Annotated in this window: 20 protein-coding genes; 9 read left to right on the top strand and 11 right to left on the bottom strand. The window is 39.7% G+C overall.

Annotation, left to right across the window (positions count from 1 at the left end):
- Positions 1 to 313 precede the first annotated feature (313 nt).
- The 5 genes from hpt (at position 314) to DEM91_RS02090 (ending at position 4,689) form a co-directional block, all read left to right on the top strand.
- Entirely contained in the window at positions 314 to 853 is a 540-nt protein-coding gene (gene hpt / locus DEM91_RS02110) for a hypoxanthine phosphoribosyltransferase (RefSeq protein WP_249857812.1), read from the top strand.
- Positions 850 to 1,422 carry an adenylate kinase gene (locus DEM91_RS02105; RefSeq protein ID WP_249857810.1) on the top strand — a complete coding sequence of 191 codons (573 nt, stop codon included), beginning with the start codon at positions 850 to 852 and terminating at the stop codon, positions 1,420 to 1,422. The genes hpt and DEM91_RS02105 overlap by 4 nt, the downstream gene beginning before the upstream one ends.
- Before the next feature lie 99 nt (positions 1,423 to 1,521).
- Entirely contained in the window at positions 1,522 to 2,688 is a 1,167-nt protein-coding gene (obgE, locus tag DEM91_RS02100; protein WP_249857808.1) for a GTPase ObgE, read from the top strand.
- Positions 2,669 to 3,487, top strand: coding sequence for a peptidoglycan editing factor PgeF (pgeF, locus tag DEM91_RS02095; protein WP_249857806.1), 819 nt, complete (start codon positions 2,669 to 2,671; stop codon positions 3,485 to 3,487). The genes obgE and pgeF overlap by 20 nt, the downstream gene beginning before the upstream one ends.
- Positions 3,488 to 3,552: 65 nt before the next feature.
- Complete coding sequence (locus DEM91_RS02090; protein ID WP_249857804.1) at positions 3,553 to 4,689, top strand: M23 family metallopeptidase; 1,137 nt, start codon at positions 3,553 to 3,555, stop codon at positions 4,687 to 4,689.
- 16 nt (positions 4,690 to 4,705) lie between these two features.
- On the opposite strand, the gene DEM91_RS02085 is transcribed toward DEM91_RS02090, so the two are convergent.
- Complete coding sequence (locus DEM91_RS02085; protein WP_008122929.1) at positions 4,706 to 4,900, bottom strand: hypothetical protein; 195 nt, start codon at positions 4,898 to 4,900, stop codon at positions 4,706 to 4,708.
- 85 nt (positions 4,901 to 4,985) lie between these two features.
- Positions 4,986 to 6,167 (bottom strand): phosphoribosylaminoimidazolecarboxamide formyltransferase, encoded by a 1,182-nt coding sequence (locus tag DEM91_RS02080; protein ID WP_249857802.1) that lies wholly within the window; start codon positions 6,165 to 6,167, stop codon positions 4,986 to 4,988.
- A 316-nt stretch (positions 6,168 to 6,483) separates the two neighbouring features.
- On the opposite strand from DEM91_RS02080, the gene DEM91_RS02075 reads away from it, so the two are divergent.
- Complete coding sequence (locus DEM91_RS02075; protein WP_249857801.1) at positions 6,484 to 6,786, top strand: hypothetical protein; 303 nt, start codon at positions 6,484 to 6,486, stop codon at positions 6,784 to 6,786.
- Positions 6,787 to 6,845: 59 nt separating this feature from the next.
- Here the strand turns inward: DEM91_RS02075 and rplS are convergent, their stop codons facing one another.
- A complete protein-coding gene (rplS, locus tag DEM91_RS02070; protein ID WP_103003271.1) occupies positions 6,846 to 7,205 on the bottom strand; it encodes a 50S ribosomal protein L19 in 360 nt (119 codons plus the stop codon).
- A 757-nt stretch (positions 7,206 to 7,962) separates the two neighbouring features.
- Here rplS and DEM91_RS02065 point away from each other — a divergent pair.
- Both DEM91_RS02065 and DEM91_RS02060 read left to right on the top strand, forming a co-directional pair.
- Positions 7,963 to 8,727 carry a 5'-nucleotidase C-terminal domain-containing protein gene (locus tag DEM91_RS02065; RefSeq protein ID WP_249857799.1) on the top strand — a complete coding sequence of 255 codons (765 nt, stop codon included), beginning with the start codon at positions 7,963 to 7,965 and terminating at the stop codon, positions 8,725 to 8,727.
- Positions 8,728 to 8,754: 27 nt separating this feature from the next.
- The gene (locus DEM91_RS02060) at positions 8,755 to 9,600 is read left to right on the top strand and encodes a bifunctional metallophosphatase/5'-nucleotidase (RefSeq protein ID WP_249857797.1); all 846 of its coding nucleotides are present in this window, start codon (positions 8,755 to 8,757) and stop codon (positions 9,598 to 9,600) included.
- A 54-nt stretch (positions 9,601 to 9,654) separates the two neighbouring features.
- Here DEM91_RS02060 and DEM91_RS02055 read toward each other — a convergent pair whose 3' ends face one another.
- A complete protein-coding gene (locus DEM91_RS02055; RefSeq protein ID WP_249857795.1) occupies positions 9,655 to 10,404 on the bottom strand; it encodes a porin family protein in 750 nt (249 codons plus the stop codon).
- 1,190 nt (positions 10,405 to 11,594) lie between these two features.
- Between DEM91_RS02055 and DEM91_RS02050 the strand changes: the two genes are divergently transcribed.
- Complete coding sequence (locus tag DEM91_RS02050) at positions 11,595 to 11,765, top strand: DUF362 domain-containing protein (protein WP_081411426.1); 171 nt, start codon at positions 11,595 to 11,597, stop codon at positions 11,763 to 11,765.
- A gap of 494 nt (positions 11,766 to 12,259) precedes the next feature.
- Here the strand turns inward: DEM91_RS02050 and DEM91_RS02045 are convergent, their stop codons facing one another.
- The 7 genes from DEM91_RS02045 to DEM91_RS02015 form a co-directional block, all read right to left on the bottom strand.
- Positions 12,260 to 13,678, bottom strand: coding sequence for a tetratricopeptide repeat protein (locus tag DEM91_RS02045; RefSeq protein ID WP_249857793.1), 1,419 nt, complete (start codon positions 13,676 to 13,678; stop codon positions 12,260 to 12,262).
- A gap of 50 nt (positions 13,679 to 13,728) precedes the next feature.
- On the bottom strand, positions 13,729 to 14,694 hold the full coding sequence (locus tag DEM91_RS02040) for a PstS family phosphate ABC transporter substrate-binding protein (protein ID WP_249857792.1): 966 nt from the start codon (positions 14,692 to 14,694) through the stop codon (positions 13,729 to 13,731).
- 1 nt (position 14,695) lies between these two features.
- Positions 14,696 to 15,532: an energy transducer TonB gene (locus tag DEM91_RS02035; protein WP_249857790.1), complete on the bottom strand. Its 837-nt coding sequence runs from the start codon at positions 15,530 to 15,532 to the stop codon at positions 14,696 to 14,698.
- A 35-nt stretch (positions 15,533 to 15,567) separates the two neighbouring features.
- A complete protein-coding gene (locus DEM91_RS02030; RefSeq protein WP_249857788.1) occupies positions 15,568 to 16,206 on the bottom strand; it encodes an ExbD/TolR family protein in 639 nt (212 codons plus the stop codon).
- Positions 16,207 to 16,208: 2 nt separating this feature from the next.
- Complete coding sequence (locus DEM91_RS02025) at positions 16,209 to 16,829, bottom strand: ExbD/TolR family protein (RefSeq protein WP_008122901.1); 621 nt, start codon at positions 16,827 to 16,829, stop codon at positions 16,209 to 16,211.
- A gap of 31 nt (positions 16,830 to 16,860) precedes the next feature.
- Positions 16,861 to 17,682 (bottom strand): MotA/TolQ/ExbB proton channel family protein, encoded by an 822-nt coding sequence (locus DEM91_RS02020; protein ID WP_025071955.1) that lies wholly within the window; start codon positions 17,680 to 17,682, stop codon positions 16,861 to 16,863.
- A 216-nt stretch (positions 17,683 to 17,898) separates the two neighbouring features.
- Positions 17,899 to 19,092 (bottom strand): pyridoxal phosphate-dependent aminotransferase, encoded by a 1,194-nt coding sequence (locus DEM91_RS02015; RefSeq protein WP_249857786.1) that lies wholly within the window; start codon positions 19,090 to 19,092, stop codon positions 17,899 to 17,901.
- Between the last annotated feature and the right edge of the window lie 89 nt (positions 19,093 to 19,181).

Here is a 19,181-nt window from a genome sequence, read left to right as displayed (position 1 = left end):
TGTTTCTCTATCCTATTGGCTTAATAACATTATTGCAAAAAGGTAAGCCCTTTCCTCCATTATTCTATGCAGGTAACTCTATGGGTTAGAAATGTTGATGGCTATTCTTACCGAGGAAAGGGTACAAATGAAGATTATATCTCTCTATGTTTGCTGTTTAACAAAAGATTTTGAATGTGTCAAAAGGTTATGGAAATCAATATTTTGTAGATGATAGATAGATTTTAAATTATACTAATTAATGCCTATGAGCTTCGCAACTTCATGATATTTTTAGTAACTTTGTGCTTTCTAAATATAAATCATACCATCCATGAGTGAAGTTACGATTAAAGATAAGACGTTTAAGACGTTCATTCCAGAGACCGACCTGTTACGCCGTGTAAAGGAGGTTGCCAACCAAATTAGCCGCGATTTTGAAGGAAAAAATCCGCTTTTGTTGGCGGTGTTAAATGGCTCTTTCATCTTTGCAGCCGATTTGATGCGTTATATCACCATACCATGTGAGATTTCTTTTGTGAAGCTGGCCTCTTACCAAGGTATTGCTTCCACGGGTGAAATCAAAGAGGTGATAGGTCTTAATGAAGATATTACAAATCGTGCAGTCATTATTGTGGAGGATATTGTAGACACGGGTGCTACAATGAAGCGTATGATAGAAAAATTGGGTACACGTAGTCCTGCCTCGTTAGACATTTGTACTTTGTTGTTGAAGCCTGGTAAGCTCAAAGCACCACTTAATATTAAGTACGTAGCCATGGAGATACCTAATGATTTTATTGTGGGGTATGGTTTGGACTATGACCAGTTAGGAAGAAATTTACGAGATATTTATACAATAGTAGAAGAATGAAAAATATAGTAATCTTTGGTGCTCCCGGTTCAGGAAAGGGCACACAGAGCGATAAGCTCATTGAAAAATTTGGTTTGGAACATATTTCTACGGGAGATGTGTTGCGTAGCGAAATCAAGAATGGTACGGACTTGGGAAAGACAGCCAAGGAATTTATTGACAAAGGGCAGCTGATTCCTGATGAGTTGATGATTGATATCCTTGCCAGTGTTTATGATAGTTTTGGTAAAAATCATAAGGGAGTTATCTTCGATGGATTTCCCCGAACAATTCCACAAGCTGAGGCATTGAAAGAAATGTTGGCAAAACGCGGGCATCATGTAGCTGCTATGATAGAACTGGATGTGCCAGAAGATGAATTAATGAAGCGATTGTTGTTGCGTGGGCAGCAGAGTGGTCGCAGTGATGATAATGAAGAAACGATTAAAAAACGTTTAGGTGTTTATCATGCACAAACAGCTCCGCTCATAGAATGGTACAAGCAAGAAGCGATACATCACCACATTGATGGCTTAGGCGAGTTGGATAGAATCACAGCAGATATTTGTGCTGTCGTTGAAGCTTTATAATTGACTTTTAATATGACTATCATTCAAGTTCAAAGAACTGAGGAATTTGAAGGATAGTCATATTTCATGTTTTGTTGTCTTACCCTAAATCATGTTTTCATGGAGTCTAATTTTGTTGATTACGTAAAGATTTATTGTCGTTCGGGAAAAGGCGGTCGAGGGTCTATGCACCTTCGTCATGTTAAATACAACTACAATGGCGGACCCGATGGTGGTGACGGAGGTAAGGGAGGAAGCATCTATCTTCGTGGTAACCACAATTACTGGACGCTTCTACATTTACGGTACGACCGACATATCTTTGCCGAACATGGTGGAAATGGAGGTAAAGACAAGTGTCATGGCACTGATGGAAAGGATATATATATTGATGTTCCTTGTGGTACTGTGGTGTATAATGCTGAAAATGGTAAGTTTATTTGCGATGTGACCGAGCATGGACAGGAGGTATTATTGTTGAAAGGTGGGCGAGGAGGACTTGGAAATTTCCAGTTTAGAACAGCCACCAATCAGGCTCCACGCTATGCACAGCCTGGCGAGCCCATGCAAGAAATGACCGTTATCTTAGAACTTAAATTGTTGGCAGATGTGGGATTGGTTGGTTTTCCCAATGCAGGAAAGTCTACCTTGGTTTCCTCTTTATCGAGTGCACGGCCTAAGATAGCCAATTATCCGTTTACTACCCTTGAACCATCTTTGGGCATTGTGGAATATCGTGATCATCATTCGTTTGTCATGGCAGATATTCCAGGCATCATTGAAGGTGCGAGTGAGGGGAAGGGGTTAGGCTTGCGTTTTTTGAGACATATTGAGCGCAACTCCTTGTTACTGTTTATGGTACCTGGTGATACTGATGATATTAAGAAGGAATATGAAATATTGCTCAATGAACTGCGTACCTTCAACCCTGATATGATGGACAAACACCGTGTCTTAGCAGTGACAAAATGTGACTTGTTAGACCAAGAACTGATCGAGATGCTGCACGACACTCTTCCTACTGATTTGCCCGTTGTGTTTATTTCTGCTGTGACAGGTCAGGGATTGGATGAACTGAAGGATGTTTTGTGGAAAGAACTTAATAGCGAGAGTAATAAACTGCAGGGGATTATTGCAGAAGACAATTTGATTCATCGGGACAAAGAGATGGATAAAATGGCTTCGGAACTCATTGCCGAGGGTGAGGTGGAGGAAATAACTCCAATAAACGACAATGACAATCAAGACATCGAAGACTTGGAGGATTATGAGTACGAAGATGTCTGATGCGCAACAAAAAGATTTGCCCACACCTCTGCTCACTTATTTCCCATTACATAAGCAAATAAAAGTTTTTTCTACCACACGGAGCGGAGGCGTCAGTAAGGGTTGTTACAGTTCGTTTAACATCAATCCTTATTGTGGAGATGAACCGAAAGCCATACAGTCTAATCGAGCAGCTCTTTGTGCCGAACTCCAGTTAAGTGCTGACCGTCTTTTGTTGCCACATCAAGTTCACGGTGTCGAGACAAGGGTTATCGAAAAAGATTTCTTTTCTTTGTCACCATCTGCACAGCACTTATTGTTAGAAGGTGTGGATGCGCTCATCACTTCTGTACCACAAGTTTGCATTGGTGTGTCTACTGCCGATTGCATCCCTGTGCTTTTATATGATACGAAGCATCATGCTATTGCTGCCATTCATGCAGGTTGGCGAGGCACTGTGCAGCGAATTGTGCAGCACACTCTTTCCATGATGCGGCAGGTTTATGACACCTCGGTAGCTGATGTGTATGCTTGTATAGGACCCGGAATATCCTTAAAGAATTTTGAGGTTGGTGATGAAGTGTTTGAAAGATTTGCAAAAGCAGGTTTCCCCCTTTCGTCTATCAGTGTGAAGAAGACGAAGTGGCACCTTGATTTGCCTGAATGCAATCGTCTACAACTCATAGAGGAGGGGGTAAAGGCGCACCATATTTTACAGACAGGCATTTGTACGTACGACCAGATAGACCAATATTTTTCTGCAAGACGGCTGGGAGTGGCGTCTGGACGGATATATAATGGTATTCTGTTAAATGAATGAGCAGGTAGAAAGGTGATTCCGAAATATGGTAGCATCTGTCTATGTCTCTCCAAAATGGTAATGAAATGAAATTTCCTTTACGAAAATTAATATTGAGTTTAGCTTCGGTCATGAGCTTGTCGGCTTTTGCTCCCGATACAGAACAGTTCACTCCTGCAGAACGACAGCAGGTGAGTATTGCTACACCTCATCTCTTTGACAAATCTGATCAATTCTATATTGATTTCAAAAAGTTGCCTTCAACAGATTATTGTTTTCCACTTCCTGTGGGAAAGAGTATCCTTTTGCCGCAGCAAGAACTGGAAATCAGAACCTCGAAGGGAGATGCGGTGAAGGCGATGTTTGATGGTACTGTGCGCTTGTCCAAGCGAAATGCAGCTCAAATACCCGTATTAGTGATTCGACATAAGAATGGATTGGAAACCGTTTATAGTCATCAAGTGCAGAATTTGGTGAAAGTGGGTGAACATGTGCGTGCAGGACAGACCATTGCAATTATTGGAGAACGTGCAGGACGCTCATTTTTGCGCTTTTCAATCATGGTGAATGGTGCCCGTATCAATCCAACGATTATTCTCAGTCCTGCGAGTCATCAATTATATTCACAATTGCTTCAGTTTAAGAAAGTGGGGCATCACATTGATGTGAAAGTGGTGACGGAGGAGCAACAGCGTGCAGGAGTCGACCCAGAAAATCCTTTTAAGAACAGTAATTCTTTTCAACTGAACTTGTCTGAAGTGAGGAAAACAGGTCAATGGGCTTATCCTCTTCCTGGTGCAAAGGTGATAAGTCCTTACGGAGGCAGACGAGGACATGGCGGAGTAGATTTGAAGACCAAGCCGAATGATGAGATAGTGGCAGCCTTTGATGGAGTAGTAACGTTGTCAGGGCCACATTATGGGTATGGAAACTGCATCAAAATAAAACATAAATATGGCTTTGAAACCCTTTACAGTCATCAATCTAAAAACTTTGTAAAGGTGGGTCAAAAAGTGAAAGCTGGTGAGGTGATTGGATTAACAGGGCGAACAGGACGTGCAACAACCGCACATTTGCATTTTGAAGTAAAATACAGAGGGCGGCGTTACAATCCAAATATACTGTTCGACCATGCAAAGCGAAGTTTACAAGATGTAACCTTGACCTTGACTAAATTAGGAAAAATTACTTCGAAGCGTAACAAGACTAACGCTCCGAAGTAAATGCAATATCTTTATATCACGCTTTCCCTTTATGTCTATTGGCTCGCTGTGTGCGGTATTTCGCTTTTTGGCGAGCAGAGCCACTGCCATGTGCTCCTGTAATATACTTCTTTTTCTTGGCTTTGGTCTTAATCTTTCCGTCCTCTTTTTTCTCTTTAGGAGGCTTGCGAAAGACTATCCCGTTTTCTAATATATCGTCAAAATCGTCCATACACATATAAATTGATAACAGTGGTACTTGCTTTCTTGTTAGATGTTCTTCATACGAAGATACTTATGCCACTGTGTTTGATGAATTAATGGTGGAATAATCTCACTCCTGTGAATGCCATTGTGATGCCGTATTTGTTGCAAGTCTCAATGACATGATCGTCTCTCACAGAACCTCCAGCTTGTGCTATGTATTGTACACCACTTTTGTGAGCTCGTTCAATATTATCTCCAAAGGGGAAGAATGCATCACTTCCTAATGCCACTTGTGTGTTTTGGCAAAGCCATTCTTTCTTTTCTTTTTGGGTCAAGGGCTCTGGTTTTTTCGTAAAGATAGGTTCCCAAGCACCGTCTTTCAACAGGGCATCCGCCTCATTGCCAATGTATAAGTCAATGGCATTGTCTCTATCTGCACGACGGATATGCTCCTTGAATGGCAAGTTCATGACCTTGGGACATTGGCGAAGCCACCACGTGTCTGCTTTGTCACCTGCCAAGCGGGTGCAATGAATTCTACTCTGTTGCCCAGCTCCTATTCCAATTGCCTGTCCATCTTTAACATAACAAACACTGTTGCTCTGGGTATATTTGAGTGTGATAAGTGCAATGATAAGATCTCGCTTGGCATTTTCTGGCAAAGATTGCTGTTCTGTGGGGATGTTCTCGAATAATCGATCGTCATTAAGTTTAACTTCATTGCGCCCTTGTTCAAAGGTAATGCCAAAAACCTGTTTGTGTTCAATAGGATTCGGCTGATAGTTTGGGTCTATCTTAATGACATTGTAAGTCCCTTTGCGCTTTTCTCTCAAAATCTCCAAAGCTTCAGGTGTATAATCAGGTGCAATGACGCCATCGCTCACTTCACGTTTGATGAGCAATGCCGTTGCTGCATCGCAGGTGTCACTCAATGCAACAAAATCGCCATACGAACACATGCGGTCTGCTCCTCGGGCTCTTGCATAAGCACAGGCAAGGGGTGAGAGTTCAAAGTCTACATCGTCGACAAAATAAATCTTTTTTAAGGTGTCGCTTAGTGGTAGTCCAATGGCAGCTCCAGCTGGTGAGACATGTTTAAAAGAGGCAGCAGCAGGAAGACTTGTCGCAGCCTTCAGCTCTTTTACTAATTGCCAACTATTGAGTGCGTCAAGGAAGTTGATATAGCCTGGACGACCATTTAATACTTCTATTGGTAATTCCCCTTCTTCCATATAAATGCGTGAAGGCTTCTGATTGGGATTGCAACCGTACTTTAATGCTAATTCTTTCATATCGGAAAATGTTCTAATGGTTTACAAATTTACATAAAAATTATGATATATAAGTCCGCTGGAATAAAGAAAGTGCATTTCCTTTATAGGAAAAATATAAAAAGCAAACTGTTCTGTTAAGCTATCTTTTGGTTTTAACTTTCTGGACTGTTTCAGTTAATTGCAGTGTAATATTTATTCTTATTCATATTTTTTTGTAATTTTGTTTGCTCATTTGTGTGTTAAGCGAGAAGAGAAGAGTATTCAAATGATTAACTTCAAGTGGATGTATAAAATAAAGGTTCTGCATATACTACTAAATTAATTTCTAAATATGATGTTGCATGATATAAAGCACCTGTTAGAAGAAATGGAGGCAAAGGTCGGAGAAACAGCAGGTAATCTGTTGACTGAAGATGAGAAAATCGTACATGTATTGGCGAAACATGGTTTGTGTGCAAATTTGAGCGGTGTACATAAACTATGGGATTGTCTACAAAGAAAAGAGAAACTGTCTGTAGCTACTTTGGATAAATTGGCTCTCCTTGCGGGCTTTCAAAATTGGAAAGATTTAAAAGCCGCCTTGCATGGTGAGAATAGTGCAGACCTGAACTACGACGATGATGACGAAGTGAAATAAAAAAGGTCGCAACAACGATTGCGACCTTTTTTATCTTAAAAATACTTTTGACCTGAATCTTATTTGTTGGAGACAGTTCTTCTTTCTTGGATACGTGCTTTCTTACCAGTAAGACCACGTAAGTAGTACAACTTAGCGCGACGTACTTTACCACGCTTGTTCACTTCTATCGAGTCAATGTTGGGCGACTCAATAGGGAAAATACGCTCTACACCCACTGTTCCAGACATTTTGCGTACAGTAAAACGCTTCTTATCACCGTGTCCAGAAATCTTTATTACGACACCGCGATACAGCTGGATACGCTCTTTGGTACCCTCGACGATTTTGTAAGCGACAGTAATAGTATCACCTGCTTTGAATTCAGGGAACTTTTTGTCGGTTGCAAATGCTTCTTCAGCAACTTTAATTAAATCCATTTTTAATTTGGTCATTAAATATTGTTTGTCGTTCCAACACAACATGAACAGCAACTCTTCTACTTCCAGAGGTTATGCCGAAAAGCGGTGCAAAGTTACAACAATTTTTTGAAATAATATAAGTTTATCCTTTTTTCTTTTGTTACAACAGCAAATCTGTCGCAGTGACGCGTTTTTTCAAACGCACACAGCGTAGTTAAGGCTGGTTCTATAAATTAGCTTTGTTAGATTTTGAGCTTATTTTTGAGGTCAAAATGCAAGAGCGTGAAGGAGTGTAGCGAGCTACACGACTGAACAATCTTACATTTTGAACCAAAAAGAAGCCAAAAGATAACAAAACGTATTTCATAAAATTTTAATGACTATATGCGGTGGTAATTTATAGAACCAGCCTTAAATACATTACTATTGCGGTTTCGTAAAGAGGACAAAGTCTCCAAGCTTCATTCATCATCTGTGATGTCGTTCGTAACGGAATTGTTGTTCAACAAAATCCTTTAGATGAAAGTGCGGTGTAAGGAGGAACGTGTAAAATTACCTTGATAAGAAGAAATCGCTTTTACATAGAGAATATTGTCTTCAAACTATTTTTGAAATCTTACAAAAAAATCTATCTTTGCATTATCATTAAATCGTTTTCAGCCTCAGATGTAACGATGTGCTTGGTAACTACTCAGTAGTGGCGAGATAAAAAACGACTAAGAGTAATGAGTCCTGTGCATTTGTGGGTTATAAATATTGGTAAATAAGAATTGTAATGAGAAAAACAAAATTGCTGTTTGAGCTTGCTTTCATATCGTTGATGGCATCATCGTGTGCATCGCACTATCAGTTGACGAACGTTCAGCGAACTCGAATACTCGTAGATCATCGGTATGATGGCATTCGTAATGAGAAAGTAGACGCCATGATGCGGCCCTACAAACACGAGGTAGATAGTTTGATGAGTCCTGTTGTAGGGCGAGTTAAGCATGACATGTCTGTGAACCGACCTGAAAGTACGCTTTCTAATCTATTGTCGGACATCTTGGTTTGGGGCGGAAGAGCATTTCATGAGACTCCTGATTTCGCCGTATATAATATGGGAGGTATCCGGGCAGCGTTGGTGAAAGGGGATGTGACGAAGGGTGATGTGGTCGATGTGGCACCCTTTGAAAACAAACTTTGCTTCTTAACACTAACAGGTGAACAAGTGCTTGAGCTTTTTAAGCAAATTGCCTCGGTTGGTGGCGAAGGTGTGAGTCATGGAGTAGAACTAAGAATTACGAAAGACGGACAGTTGAAGTCGGCTTTAGTTCACGGAAACCCCATTGACCCACAGCGTTTGTACCGTATAGCAACTCTTGATTACTTGGCGCAGGGAAATGACAAACTTGTTGCCTTTAAGAAGAAAACGCAGGTGTTGTCGCCTCAAGATAAGCAAAACAATGTGCGATTTATTATTATGGATTATTTTCAACAAGCCAACGCACAGGGGCTTGAGGTTGATGCTGCTATTGAAGGAAGAATTGTTGTTGAGTAAGTTGAACCAGAATTACCAAAGTTAGAAATGAAGAATTATCGTTATATATTAGTTAGTGTGCTCTTATGTTTAGGGACAACACTTGTGGCTCAAAATAAGAGTCTTACTATTCTCCACACAAACGACACCCACAGTTGTATATATCCGTTAAACCCGAACTTAGCAGATACCATGCTTGCAGGGCGGGGGGGATTTATTCGAAGAATTGGGATGCTAAAAGAGGAAAGGAAGAAAGACCCTCAGCTGTTACTTTTCGATAGTGGCGATTTCAGTCAGGGCTCGCCTTATTATACCTTATATCAAGGAGAGGTCGAGGTAAAGTTGATGAATGAAATGGGGTATGATGCAGGTGTGCTTGGCAATCATGAGTTTGATTTTGGAATGGACAACCTGGCACGTCTTATCAAACAATTAAATTATCCTGTCGTATGCAGCAATTATGACTTTACGGGAACAGTTTGTGAAGGTTTGGTAAAACCATATATTATACTGAAGCGCAAAGGGATTAAGATTGGTGTGTTTGGACTCTCGCCAGAGATGGAAGGACTTGTAGATTTGAAGAAGTGTGAGGGAGTGAAGTATTTAGACCCTATCAAAGTAGGGCAACAAATGGCTTCTCTCTTAAAAGATAAATACAAGTGTGATTTAGTGATTTGTTTATCGCACATGGGTTGGTTGAAAAAGGGGATGAGCGAACAACGTATAATTGCACATACTCGGGGCATTGACCTGCTGTTAGGTGGACACTCTCATACATATTTCCAGTCTCTAAGATATGTAAAGAATTTAGATGGTAAAGAGATTCCTGTTGATCAAAATGGGAAACATGCTGTTTATGTAGGAAAGTTGCTATTGCAATTCAAGAAGAAATAAGCAAGCCTAAAGCGTTGAAATTTTTATTTATCAACCTGACTTGTTCAATAGCCTTTATTCAAAATAAAACGTCAAGACTATCATCTTGGAGCGTGCTTCGTTGGTAGCGTTGGTGTAAGGTATCATGTTCTTGTCTTTGATACCTTTGATATGATTTTTATCATAGCTGTTGGTGAGTCCAAACATAAATTTAAGTTCAGGTCTTAGCTTAAAGTATTGTAGATAGAAATCACACCCCACGCCTATCTCTGCAAATACATCGTAACGCTTCAGGACTACAAACTGGTCGTTTTTCCCATTGAGGTTAATCATAGGGTTCACCCCTGTAATTAGATAGGGTCGGTGGTTATTAAATCTCGGCGCAGCGAAGATGACATCCAAAGCGGAGGAGATGTAAGCGGTTTTCATGTCTTGTCGCTGCTCCGTTGGCTTTCCTTCTTTATCCAACATACCATAGTCGCGGAAAGTTAAGTGACGATTTCCGAAGTACATGGCAGGAGCAATGCGAAACTGAAAGTGCTTACTGAGCCTCATTTCTGCGAGTACTCCCACTGTGAGTCCTGCATCCCATCTATCTTGGTCAACGGTAATGAGACGTTCTGACACACTCCCGTCTTCGTGTGTGAGATGTTGAATACCTACATTATTTAGTTCAACATCTTGTACATGAGTACCCAATAATACGCCAAAGTGTAGTGGGCGTAAATCTGCGTAGGGACGATTTTGGACGACACGGTCTATCTGTGCAAGGCACTGAACCCATGAGGCAAAAAATAGAATTGTACAAAGCACTGTCTTCTTCATGTTGGAATAACGTAAAATCTACCGTCATATTGCTAATTGGCACAAGTTCTTTAGCCGACACGGCTCTTTCAATGATGGGCAATGTTGTTGAACAATGAACAAAAGGAAGGATGCGAATGAACTCACAAGACAACGAATGCCAACGTTCTGCGAGTGAAACAAACCTGCCGGCATCAACGCATTGTGTGTTCTTGCCAAATTAGTTTTATTTGGTGAACGTCTGCGTTCATAGTTTCCAACCATCGGATTTGCAGTTTTTGCTCAATTTGTTGTTGAAACAAAAGGACATCTTTGTTTTTGGCAGCAAGCGACCTTTTGTTAATAAATGAGCCTTGCGGTTTCTATCTATACCACGCTCTTTGTGGTAATAACTTCAATGAAATGGGGGTGTAATTATTGTCAAAATATTTAACAAGCACACGTTTATAATTCGAATATTTGCAACCAACTTTACTTTCGGTCGCAAATACGCGAGTTATGCGATAGTTTTGCAACTCGTTGTTAGTTAAGTGATTATGCGAAATCGTACGCACAAAGCCTCATTTTTGTCCCTTTTCTGCTTCCAAAAACCATCAAAAAATGCTGTTGTAACAATGCTTTAATGCCTCAATTGTGGCTCAGTAAGGGTGTTATTTACATGTAATAGTTGCCTTAACTCAATGCTTCAGCGAGCCAACAGCACTTTTTTCGTCCAAAAATGCTGTTTAGACAGCTTTTTTCACTCTTGTCTTTTTCTATTTCGCAACTTTTCAATTACAGTTTTATTGTCATTTATATTGACAAAAATAGGAAGTAGAAGATTCTGCATCGCAAGCATTTGTATCTTTCGTTGCTCAACACTTTTTTTTAGTTTATCTCCTCTGTAAACATTATGTGCATTGAGGTAGGAGGATGAGCCTATTTTGAAAAATCCTTTCAACAGCTTTTGCGGTCATCGTCAAAGACCCAGTTATGTGAAAAACTTTGTACTTGCACGAGAAATTCGTCAATGGGGAATAAAAGATAAGTGATAAAAAATAATAGTAATTGATAAGTATTTGAAATAATTACTGTATCTTTGCACTATTAAAATGTAGAAAACTACAACGTATATAATTTGATGATATGAAAATCGAGTCACGGCGAGGAATAGCTGTTATTTCGATAAGTACTATTTTATACAAAAACATTAATTTACAAAAAACAACATTATGGCTTACGTAATTGGAAATGACTGCATTGCATGCGGTACATGTATTGATGAATGCCCAGTAGGAGCAATCTCTGAAGGTGAAATTTATTCTATCAATCCTGACACTTGCACCGAGTGTGGTACATGTGCAGAAGTTTGCCCAAATGAGGCAATCTCTTTACCTGAGTAAAGAACAGTATTTATAAGAACGGTAAACGTCTGTGTTAGGTAGCTCATTTCGATATGATATCCTAACAATAACAGAATGATTTGTAACGAGACACTTTGAAATGATTGAGTGTCTCGTTTTATGTTGGTCACTGTTGATAAATTCAGAACGGAGAATACCATAGCGCGTTGTTCAATCATAAGTTTATCTTGATAAGGCTGGTTCTATAAATTAGCTTTGTTAGATTTTGAGCTTATTTTTGAGGTCAAAATGCAAGAGAGTGAAGGAGTGTAGCGAGCTACACGACTGAACGAACTTACATTTTGAACCAAAAAGAAGCCAAAAGATAACAAAACGCATTTCATAAACATTTGATGACTATGTGCGGTGGTAATTTATAGAACCAGCCATAAATACGCAATATTCTGCCAAGTTGGCACATACGTATAAAAAATAACGAGGGTGTGTCCGTTTATATTTGACACACCCTCGTTATTTGGTTTGTTATTTCTCTTTTACTTCATTCCTAAAGCTTGTTTTGCGACCTCATTGTTAGGATCAAGTTCAAGAACCTTTTTCCAATATGAGTCAGCTGTAGCTTTATTTCCTTGTAACAGATAGTAATATCCTAAATATCTATAAGTTTCAATCAATCTGGTGTTATCTACATCATCACGATTTGCCTTCTCACTTAACGACTTGGCTAATGCCTCATAGAAAGGCTTGGCTAATCCTTGTTTTGTTTCAGGATCCAAGTTGGAGTTAACACGTGCACGCATGAAGTTAGCAAAATCGATGTTTGCAGGAAATTTTTCACCTAATTGTTTATACACCTCATCAGCTTTGAGATAAGTAGCTTTTTGTTCTTCTCCTTTTTGGCTGGCTGCCATGGTCGTATAGATAGAACCTAACCCAGCTAAGTCAGTAGCAGAAGGCTTCTGGACATTCACTAAATAATCTTCATAATATTTGATGGCATTAGCAAAGTCGCCTTTACCAAGGTAAGCATCAGAGAGCCCCTTCTTATTATTGTTTAAGAGCTCGGCATTCTCTTTATTTGCAGTTAATGCCTTCTCGAACATCTTAATAGCGTTCTCGTATTGCTTATCACCCAAGTATGCTTGACCATAGTAAGTATAATCATATCCAGAGATTACAGCACTATCAGAAGCATTGAATAGTCGATCGGCATATTTAAGTGCATCTTGAATTTGACCTTCGTCCGTGTAATTGTAGAATGCAATTCTGTTCCATGCAGCGTAACGAGGATTCTTACTCAGTCCATATAAAGCCATATCCAAGCTCTTCTGACGTTTTTGAGAAAGATAGCCTGCCATGGCATAATTCGTAATGTCTACATTTTCGAGTTTTGACTTATCTACTTTTTCGTAATATTGCATGCTCTTATCCAGCATATTTGAATTGTAGTAAATTCTTGCAGCCAATGCATCAACAGCAATGTCAGGTCGTTGAGTGCGCAAATCATTTAAGTTGGCAACAGCTTCCTCAGGGCTTCTTCCACGAAGGATGTTTGCATATTTGAAATATGCATCTGGATTTTTGGGATCAAAGTATTTAGCCTGTTGGTACCAACCTGCTGCAGCTCCGCCATCATCTTTCATTACTTCAACGTCACCTGCCAAGATGTAAGCTGGTGCATATTTCTTATCACGTTCCATAGCAAGGTTGGCATATTTCATAGCCATTTCAGTATTCTTCTGTTCTAAGAATGCCCTTCCTATTCCAACAAGCACAGCAGGATTCTTTTTGTTTGCCTTATAGATAGGTTTTAATGCCTTTTCAACATCGTTCTTTGTTGATTTGATAATCTCCGTTGCTTGTTTAATGGCAACTTGGTCTTCACTTTGTGCTATCACTGGAGCCGACATACTCATGAGTAGAGCTCCTGCCAATAAATATTTAATTCTCTTCATACTCTTTTTCTTTATGGATTTGTTTTTTAATTCTCAGAAATCTGTTGTAATCATTCATTGGATACACGAACATTTCTTACGGTCAGATTTCCGTATGCAGGCAACAAGCCTGTCTTTAAAATAATCTTTTGTCCTTTGTCTTGTGATATAATGAAGTTAGAAAAACCTGTGGGTAATCCCATGTGGGTGTCGTTAAGTAATATATACAAAGTTCGTGCCAAAGGGTAACTCCCATTGAATATATAATATTGGTATGGTTTCCAACTGTTCTGAACGTTTGCGATTGGAACAGAAGATACCGCCATTGGGCGGATTTCTTTTTTGAAGGTCAAGTTGGTAGTGTCACGTTTGTCATTTAACCAATTGCTTCCAATAATTCCGATAGCACCTTTGTTTTCTTCTACATACTTAATTACTTCAGCTGTCTTCTTTACTGCTGCAACATTCTTGTTTAGAATTGGTTTTCCTCCCAGAATTGAATCTTCTACGAAGTGAACTGCTGAAGAGTTTGGATTATCAAATACTACAGTGATTTCTCCTATTTTGGATTTCGGATAGATTTGATTCCAACGTGTAATTTTTCCGTTAAGGATATCCTTTATGTTGTCAACACTGATACAAGAATCAGTGTTGCTGATGTTCTGAATTAATGCAAGTCCGTCGTATGCGAACCTAACTGAGCGAGGAAATTGTTTTCTTGCTTTTAGACTTTCAAGTTCCTCTTTCTTAAAATCACGCGAGGTAATCGCCATCCAAACCTCTCCTTTCAGTAGCTTGTTGATGGCTTCTGACTCATTTGTATAGATGGGAGTCAGCTTGGCATCTGGGTAAGTATATTCAAAGAGCTCGCGTTCCTCTTCTATTACTGGACTAAAACTTTCGTCAGAAGCAAAAGTGATTGCTCCTGACGAATAAGTATCTGTTCTCCCATCTTTTGGCTTCTTATTTTTACAAGAAGCCAAAAGACAGGTGATTAGTGTTAATCCTACAAGTATGTAAGATATATTTCTCTTCATGTTATTGTAATTTGAACGAAACAGGTACGTTATATTTCACGCGTACAGCTGAACCATTTTGCTTACCAGGAATCCAAGCAGGCATGCTCCTTACTACACGAGCAGCCTCCTTATCCAATGAGGGGTCTACAGAACGAACTACTTTCACGTCCGTGATATGTCCGTCTCTCTCTACAACGAAAGATACAACGACACGTCCCTGAACACCATTCTCTTGTGCTACTACAGGGTATTTAACGTTTTCGCTCAAGTACTTCATCAGTGCAGATGGACCACCAGGGAATGATGGCATCTGTTCTACTACGTCGAAGACCTTATTTTCTACTTCTGGTTTAGGCTCTGGTTGAGCCACTGCTTCTTTCAGTTTCAATACTTCACCACCCTTGTCATCGTTACCTTTTACATCAATGGCACCGATGGCAGTTTTGGAACTCATCAAATCGTCTTGAGTTTTCAATTCTTCTTCAGGTTTTACCTCGTTATCTTTCTTGATAACAGGTGCTGTAAACTTGATAGAACTTTTTACTCGCTCAACTACCTTTTCAGGTTCTACTTCAACTTTCTTGGTTTGCTTAACTTCTGCCTTTTTCTTGGGTTGTTCAAGCTTAGAAAGTTCTACAACCTCTGTCATTGCTGCTCTCCTTTTTGCTTCTGCGTCTGCTGCCTTTTTAATAGTAAGTCCAACTTGGCAGAGCAAAACTAATACGACTACAGCAAGGATAGAGATAACATTTCTCTTACCTGTGCCTTTTCTTAGCTGATAGGCACCGTAAGACTGGTTGCGTCCGGCAAAAACGATGTCGGTCCAATCACCAGAAATCAAATCTATTTTTGACATTGTTACTCTTTTTTAATGGTTAATACGATATCCTCTTATTCGACACCTTTCGCTTTCAACAACTTTTCGTCGTCTTTTGAAATCTTGTCGAGGACATACTTACCAATGCTGCAAATCTGCATCTCGTCGAGCGCATCTACTACATTCTTATAACTTGCTTTATCTGTTGCTTTAATGATGACTGTCATGGTCTGAATTTTCTGACCATTGATTTCACCTCTCTTTATCTGAGATAATTCTTTGCTATATACAGAATCGGGCATTTGATCTTTCTTCAAGTCAAGTTCAGCCTTCGCTTTCATCACATCCAATACTGGTTGCGTGTTATCTTCTGTCGTGTGCTGTATCAATACTTTACGAATACCATCTTTACCCCATGTTGTTTCTTTAAGAGTTGATGGATCGTCGTATTTCGGTAACCCTGCCACGTAGTAGATTTTGTTGTTTCCAGCTACATAGATTGTGATAGTGTAAGAAGCCTTGGTAACCGACTTGTCTTGCTCTGTCATGTTCTTATCGTTACTTGGCATACTCAGCTCCATGGTTTGTGGTTTGGCCAAAGAAGTACAGAGCATGAAGAACGTAATAAGAAGCATCATCATGTCCACCATAGGTGTGAAGTCTACGCGAACATTAATCTTCTTCTGTTTACTTGTATCTTTTGAATTTGCCATACTTATTTATCCTCCCCAGTCTTTAATGAAGTGATGAGATAATAACGGTTTTGGTTCATGTCTTGAAGTTCTGACATTAGCTTCTTTATTTTGGCATAAGGAGTATCGGCATCTGCCTTAATTGCAATTTTGATATCCTCATTCACATTTAAGGCTTCGGTTACCCAAAGTTGGAATTCACTCTTACCTCCATCAATAGAGTCAAGAGGCACACCAGCTTCAGCACCCGTGATTACTTCGGTCATCTTCTCATTAGGAAGACCTAAGTAGCCTTTTAAGCTATTCAATGGCACACCCCACATAGGGTCTGCTTGGAACTTCATCATTTCTTGATTTGTCAGTCCGATACTACTCGTCTCGTTCATTCCTTGAATAAGACTCAACAGGTCGTTCTGATTATCCATACTCATAAACACCTTGCCAGCTTTATCGACAACGATGTTTAGCACGTCGTTTTCTGGAACTTTGATTTCTGATACAGACGATGGCTGGTTAACTTTCACTGGCTCGTTCTTAACGAATGTTGAAGTCAACATAAAGAACGTCAGCAAGAGCACCATCACGTCTGACATAGGAGTCATGTCAATCCAGACGTCATGTTTCTTAACTTTTAACTTACCCATAACTGAATAATTTTTAAAGGGTTAGCAAAAATTAAGCTTCTGGATGCTTTTCTTCGAATGTGTGAGCTATTGTATAACCAATCTCGTCCATTGCAAATGTTAACTTATCAATCTTGTTGGTAAAGTAGTTGTAAGAAACAACAGATACCCAAGATGTAGCAATACCAGATGCTGTATTTACCAATGCCTCTGAAATACCAGTAGAAAGCGCCATAGAGTCAGCACCACCACCAGCAGCCAAGGCTGCGAACGAACGAATCATACCAAGCACAGTTCCGAACAAAGCAGTCAGAGTACCCAATGTTACGACAGTTGCAATGATAGGCAAGTTCATTGTCATGGTTGGCATTTCCAATGCTGTTGCCTCATCGTGTGAGTTCTGGATAGTATTGATTTTCTCTTTCAGTTTGATAGAAGAGTTTTCCATCTCTCTGTAAGATTTCAAGTCAGCCAATACTACATTAGCTACTGAACCTTTTTGCTTGTGGCAAAGTTCTTCTGCTTTAGCGATGTCACCGTTTCTAAGAGCTGCTTTTACATTTTCTGTAAATTTAGTAACACTTCCTTTACCAGAGCAAGCACTGATAGCAAGTAAACGCTCAACAGACATTGCGATAACGGTACACAGCAAACCAAAGATAATAGGCACAACCCATCCTCCTTTGTAAACTGTACCCAACATGTTCAATGGGTGTCCTTCACGGTCACCGTTAGCGAAGTTGGCAGGGTCACCAAGGATAAAGTTGTAGAAACCCCATCCTACAATGAAGGCTAAAATGATGATAATAAACGCATGTCTAACGCCCTGAAATCCTTGTGACTTCTTCTGAGGGGCTGCTTTTGTTGTTGCCATAATTTGAAATTTTAATTTTTGGTTATTAATAATTTAAGTTGTTATAGTTCTTTTGTTTTTCTGGAAGTCCATGTAGATTTGAATTTTCTTGTGGACTTTGTTCTTAATCAACAACGCAAAGATATATAAATTATATATAAATTCTTGATGAATTAAGAAGTTTTAACGAGTATTCTTTTTTGATGATAGCGCTTTTTAATGCAGAGCTTTGTCGTTTTATTGTAGCTGCTCAAGCGCATTTTTTATTCTTCGAAGAGCCTCATGAATATTCTCGTCACTTGTTGCATAGCTCATTCTCAAGCAGTTGGGCTCTCCAAACGCATCTCCACCTACGGTTGCAACATGCGCTTTTTCTAATAGGTACATCGATAAATCTGTTGAATTTTTGATGTAATAGCCATTTGTAGATTTGCCAAAGAAATAGTTGCATTTGGGGAAGAGATAGAAAGCACCCTTTGGTTCGATGACTTCCAGTCCATGAATATCTTTTGCTAATTTTACGATGAGATCTCTTCTTCGCTGAAAAGCTTGTCGCATTTCTTCTACACACGCTTGACTCTGCGTATAAGCAGCGATTGCTGCTCGTTGACTAATGGAACAGGGTCCACTGGTATATTGCCCTTGCAATTTATTACATCCCTTGACAATCCATTCAGGTGCTGCAATATATCCAATCCTCCATCCAGTCATAGCGTAAGCTTTCGAAATTCCATTTACAATGATGGTGCGCTCTTTCATTCCTGGAAATTGCGCAATACTCTCATGTTTTCCTACATAATTAATATGCTCATATATTTCGTCAGCAATCACATATAAATTCTCATGCTTTAGAATTACATGTGCCAAACCTTCGAGTTCCGATTGAGAATAGACACTTCCTGTTGGATTACTGGGAGAGCAAAGGATAATCACCTTCGTCTTAGGAGTAATTGCTGCCTCTAATTGTTCAGGTGAGATTTTAAATTCTTGGGCAAAACCAGTTTTCACAATGGTAGGATTTCCTCCCGCTAATTTGACCATCTGCGGATAGCTTACCCAGTAGGGTGCAGGTATAATTACTTCATCTCCCTCGTCAACAAGTGCCATAAACGTATTGCATACACTCTGCTTGGCACCGTTGGACACCAATATCTCAGCAACTTCATAGTCCAGTTGATTCTCCCGATGTAACTTGTCTACAATAGCCTTGCGTAAATCTGGGTATCCGGGAACAGGTGAGTATTTCGAATAGTTTTCGTCAATTGCTTCTTTGGCAGCTGTTTTAATATGGTCGGGCGTGTTGAAGTCTGGTTCTCCAACGCTCAGGTTAATCACGTCAATTCCTTGCGCTTTCATCTCACTGCTCTTTTGTGACATTGCGAGCGTTGCGGATGATGCTAAACGGTTGAGACGTTCTGATAGCTTTGCCATATTATTTTGCTTTTTATTGAGTTGATGTATGCAAAAGTAATATTTTTATTCTTTTATCTGAAATAAAAGTGACATTATTTCATTTATTG

Origin of the sequence: Prevotella sp. TCVGH, assembly GCF_023522295.1 — a bacterium.
In the GTDB taxonomy this organism is placed as follows: domain Bacteria; phylum Bacteroidota; class Bacteroidia; order Bacteroidales; family Bacteroidaceae; genus Prevotella; species Prevotella timonensis.
The sequence above is the reverse complement of the archived record's forward strand: the minus strand, read 5'-3'. Positions and strand labels throughout refer to the sequence as shown.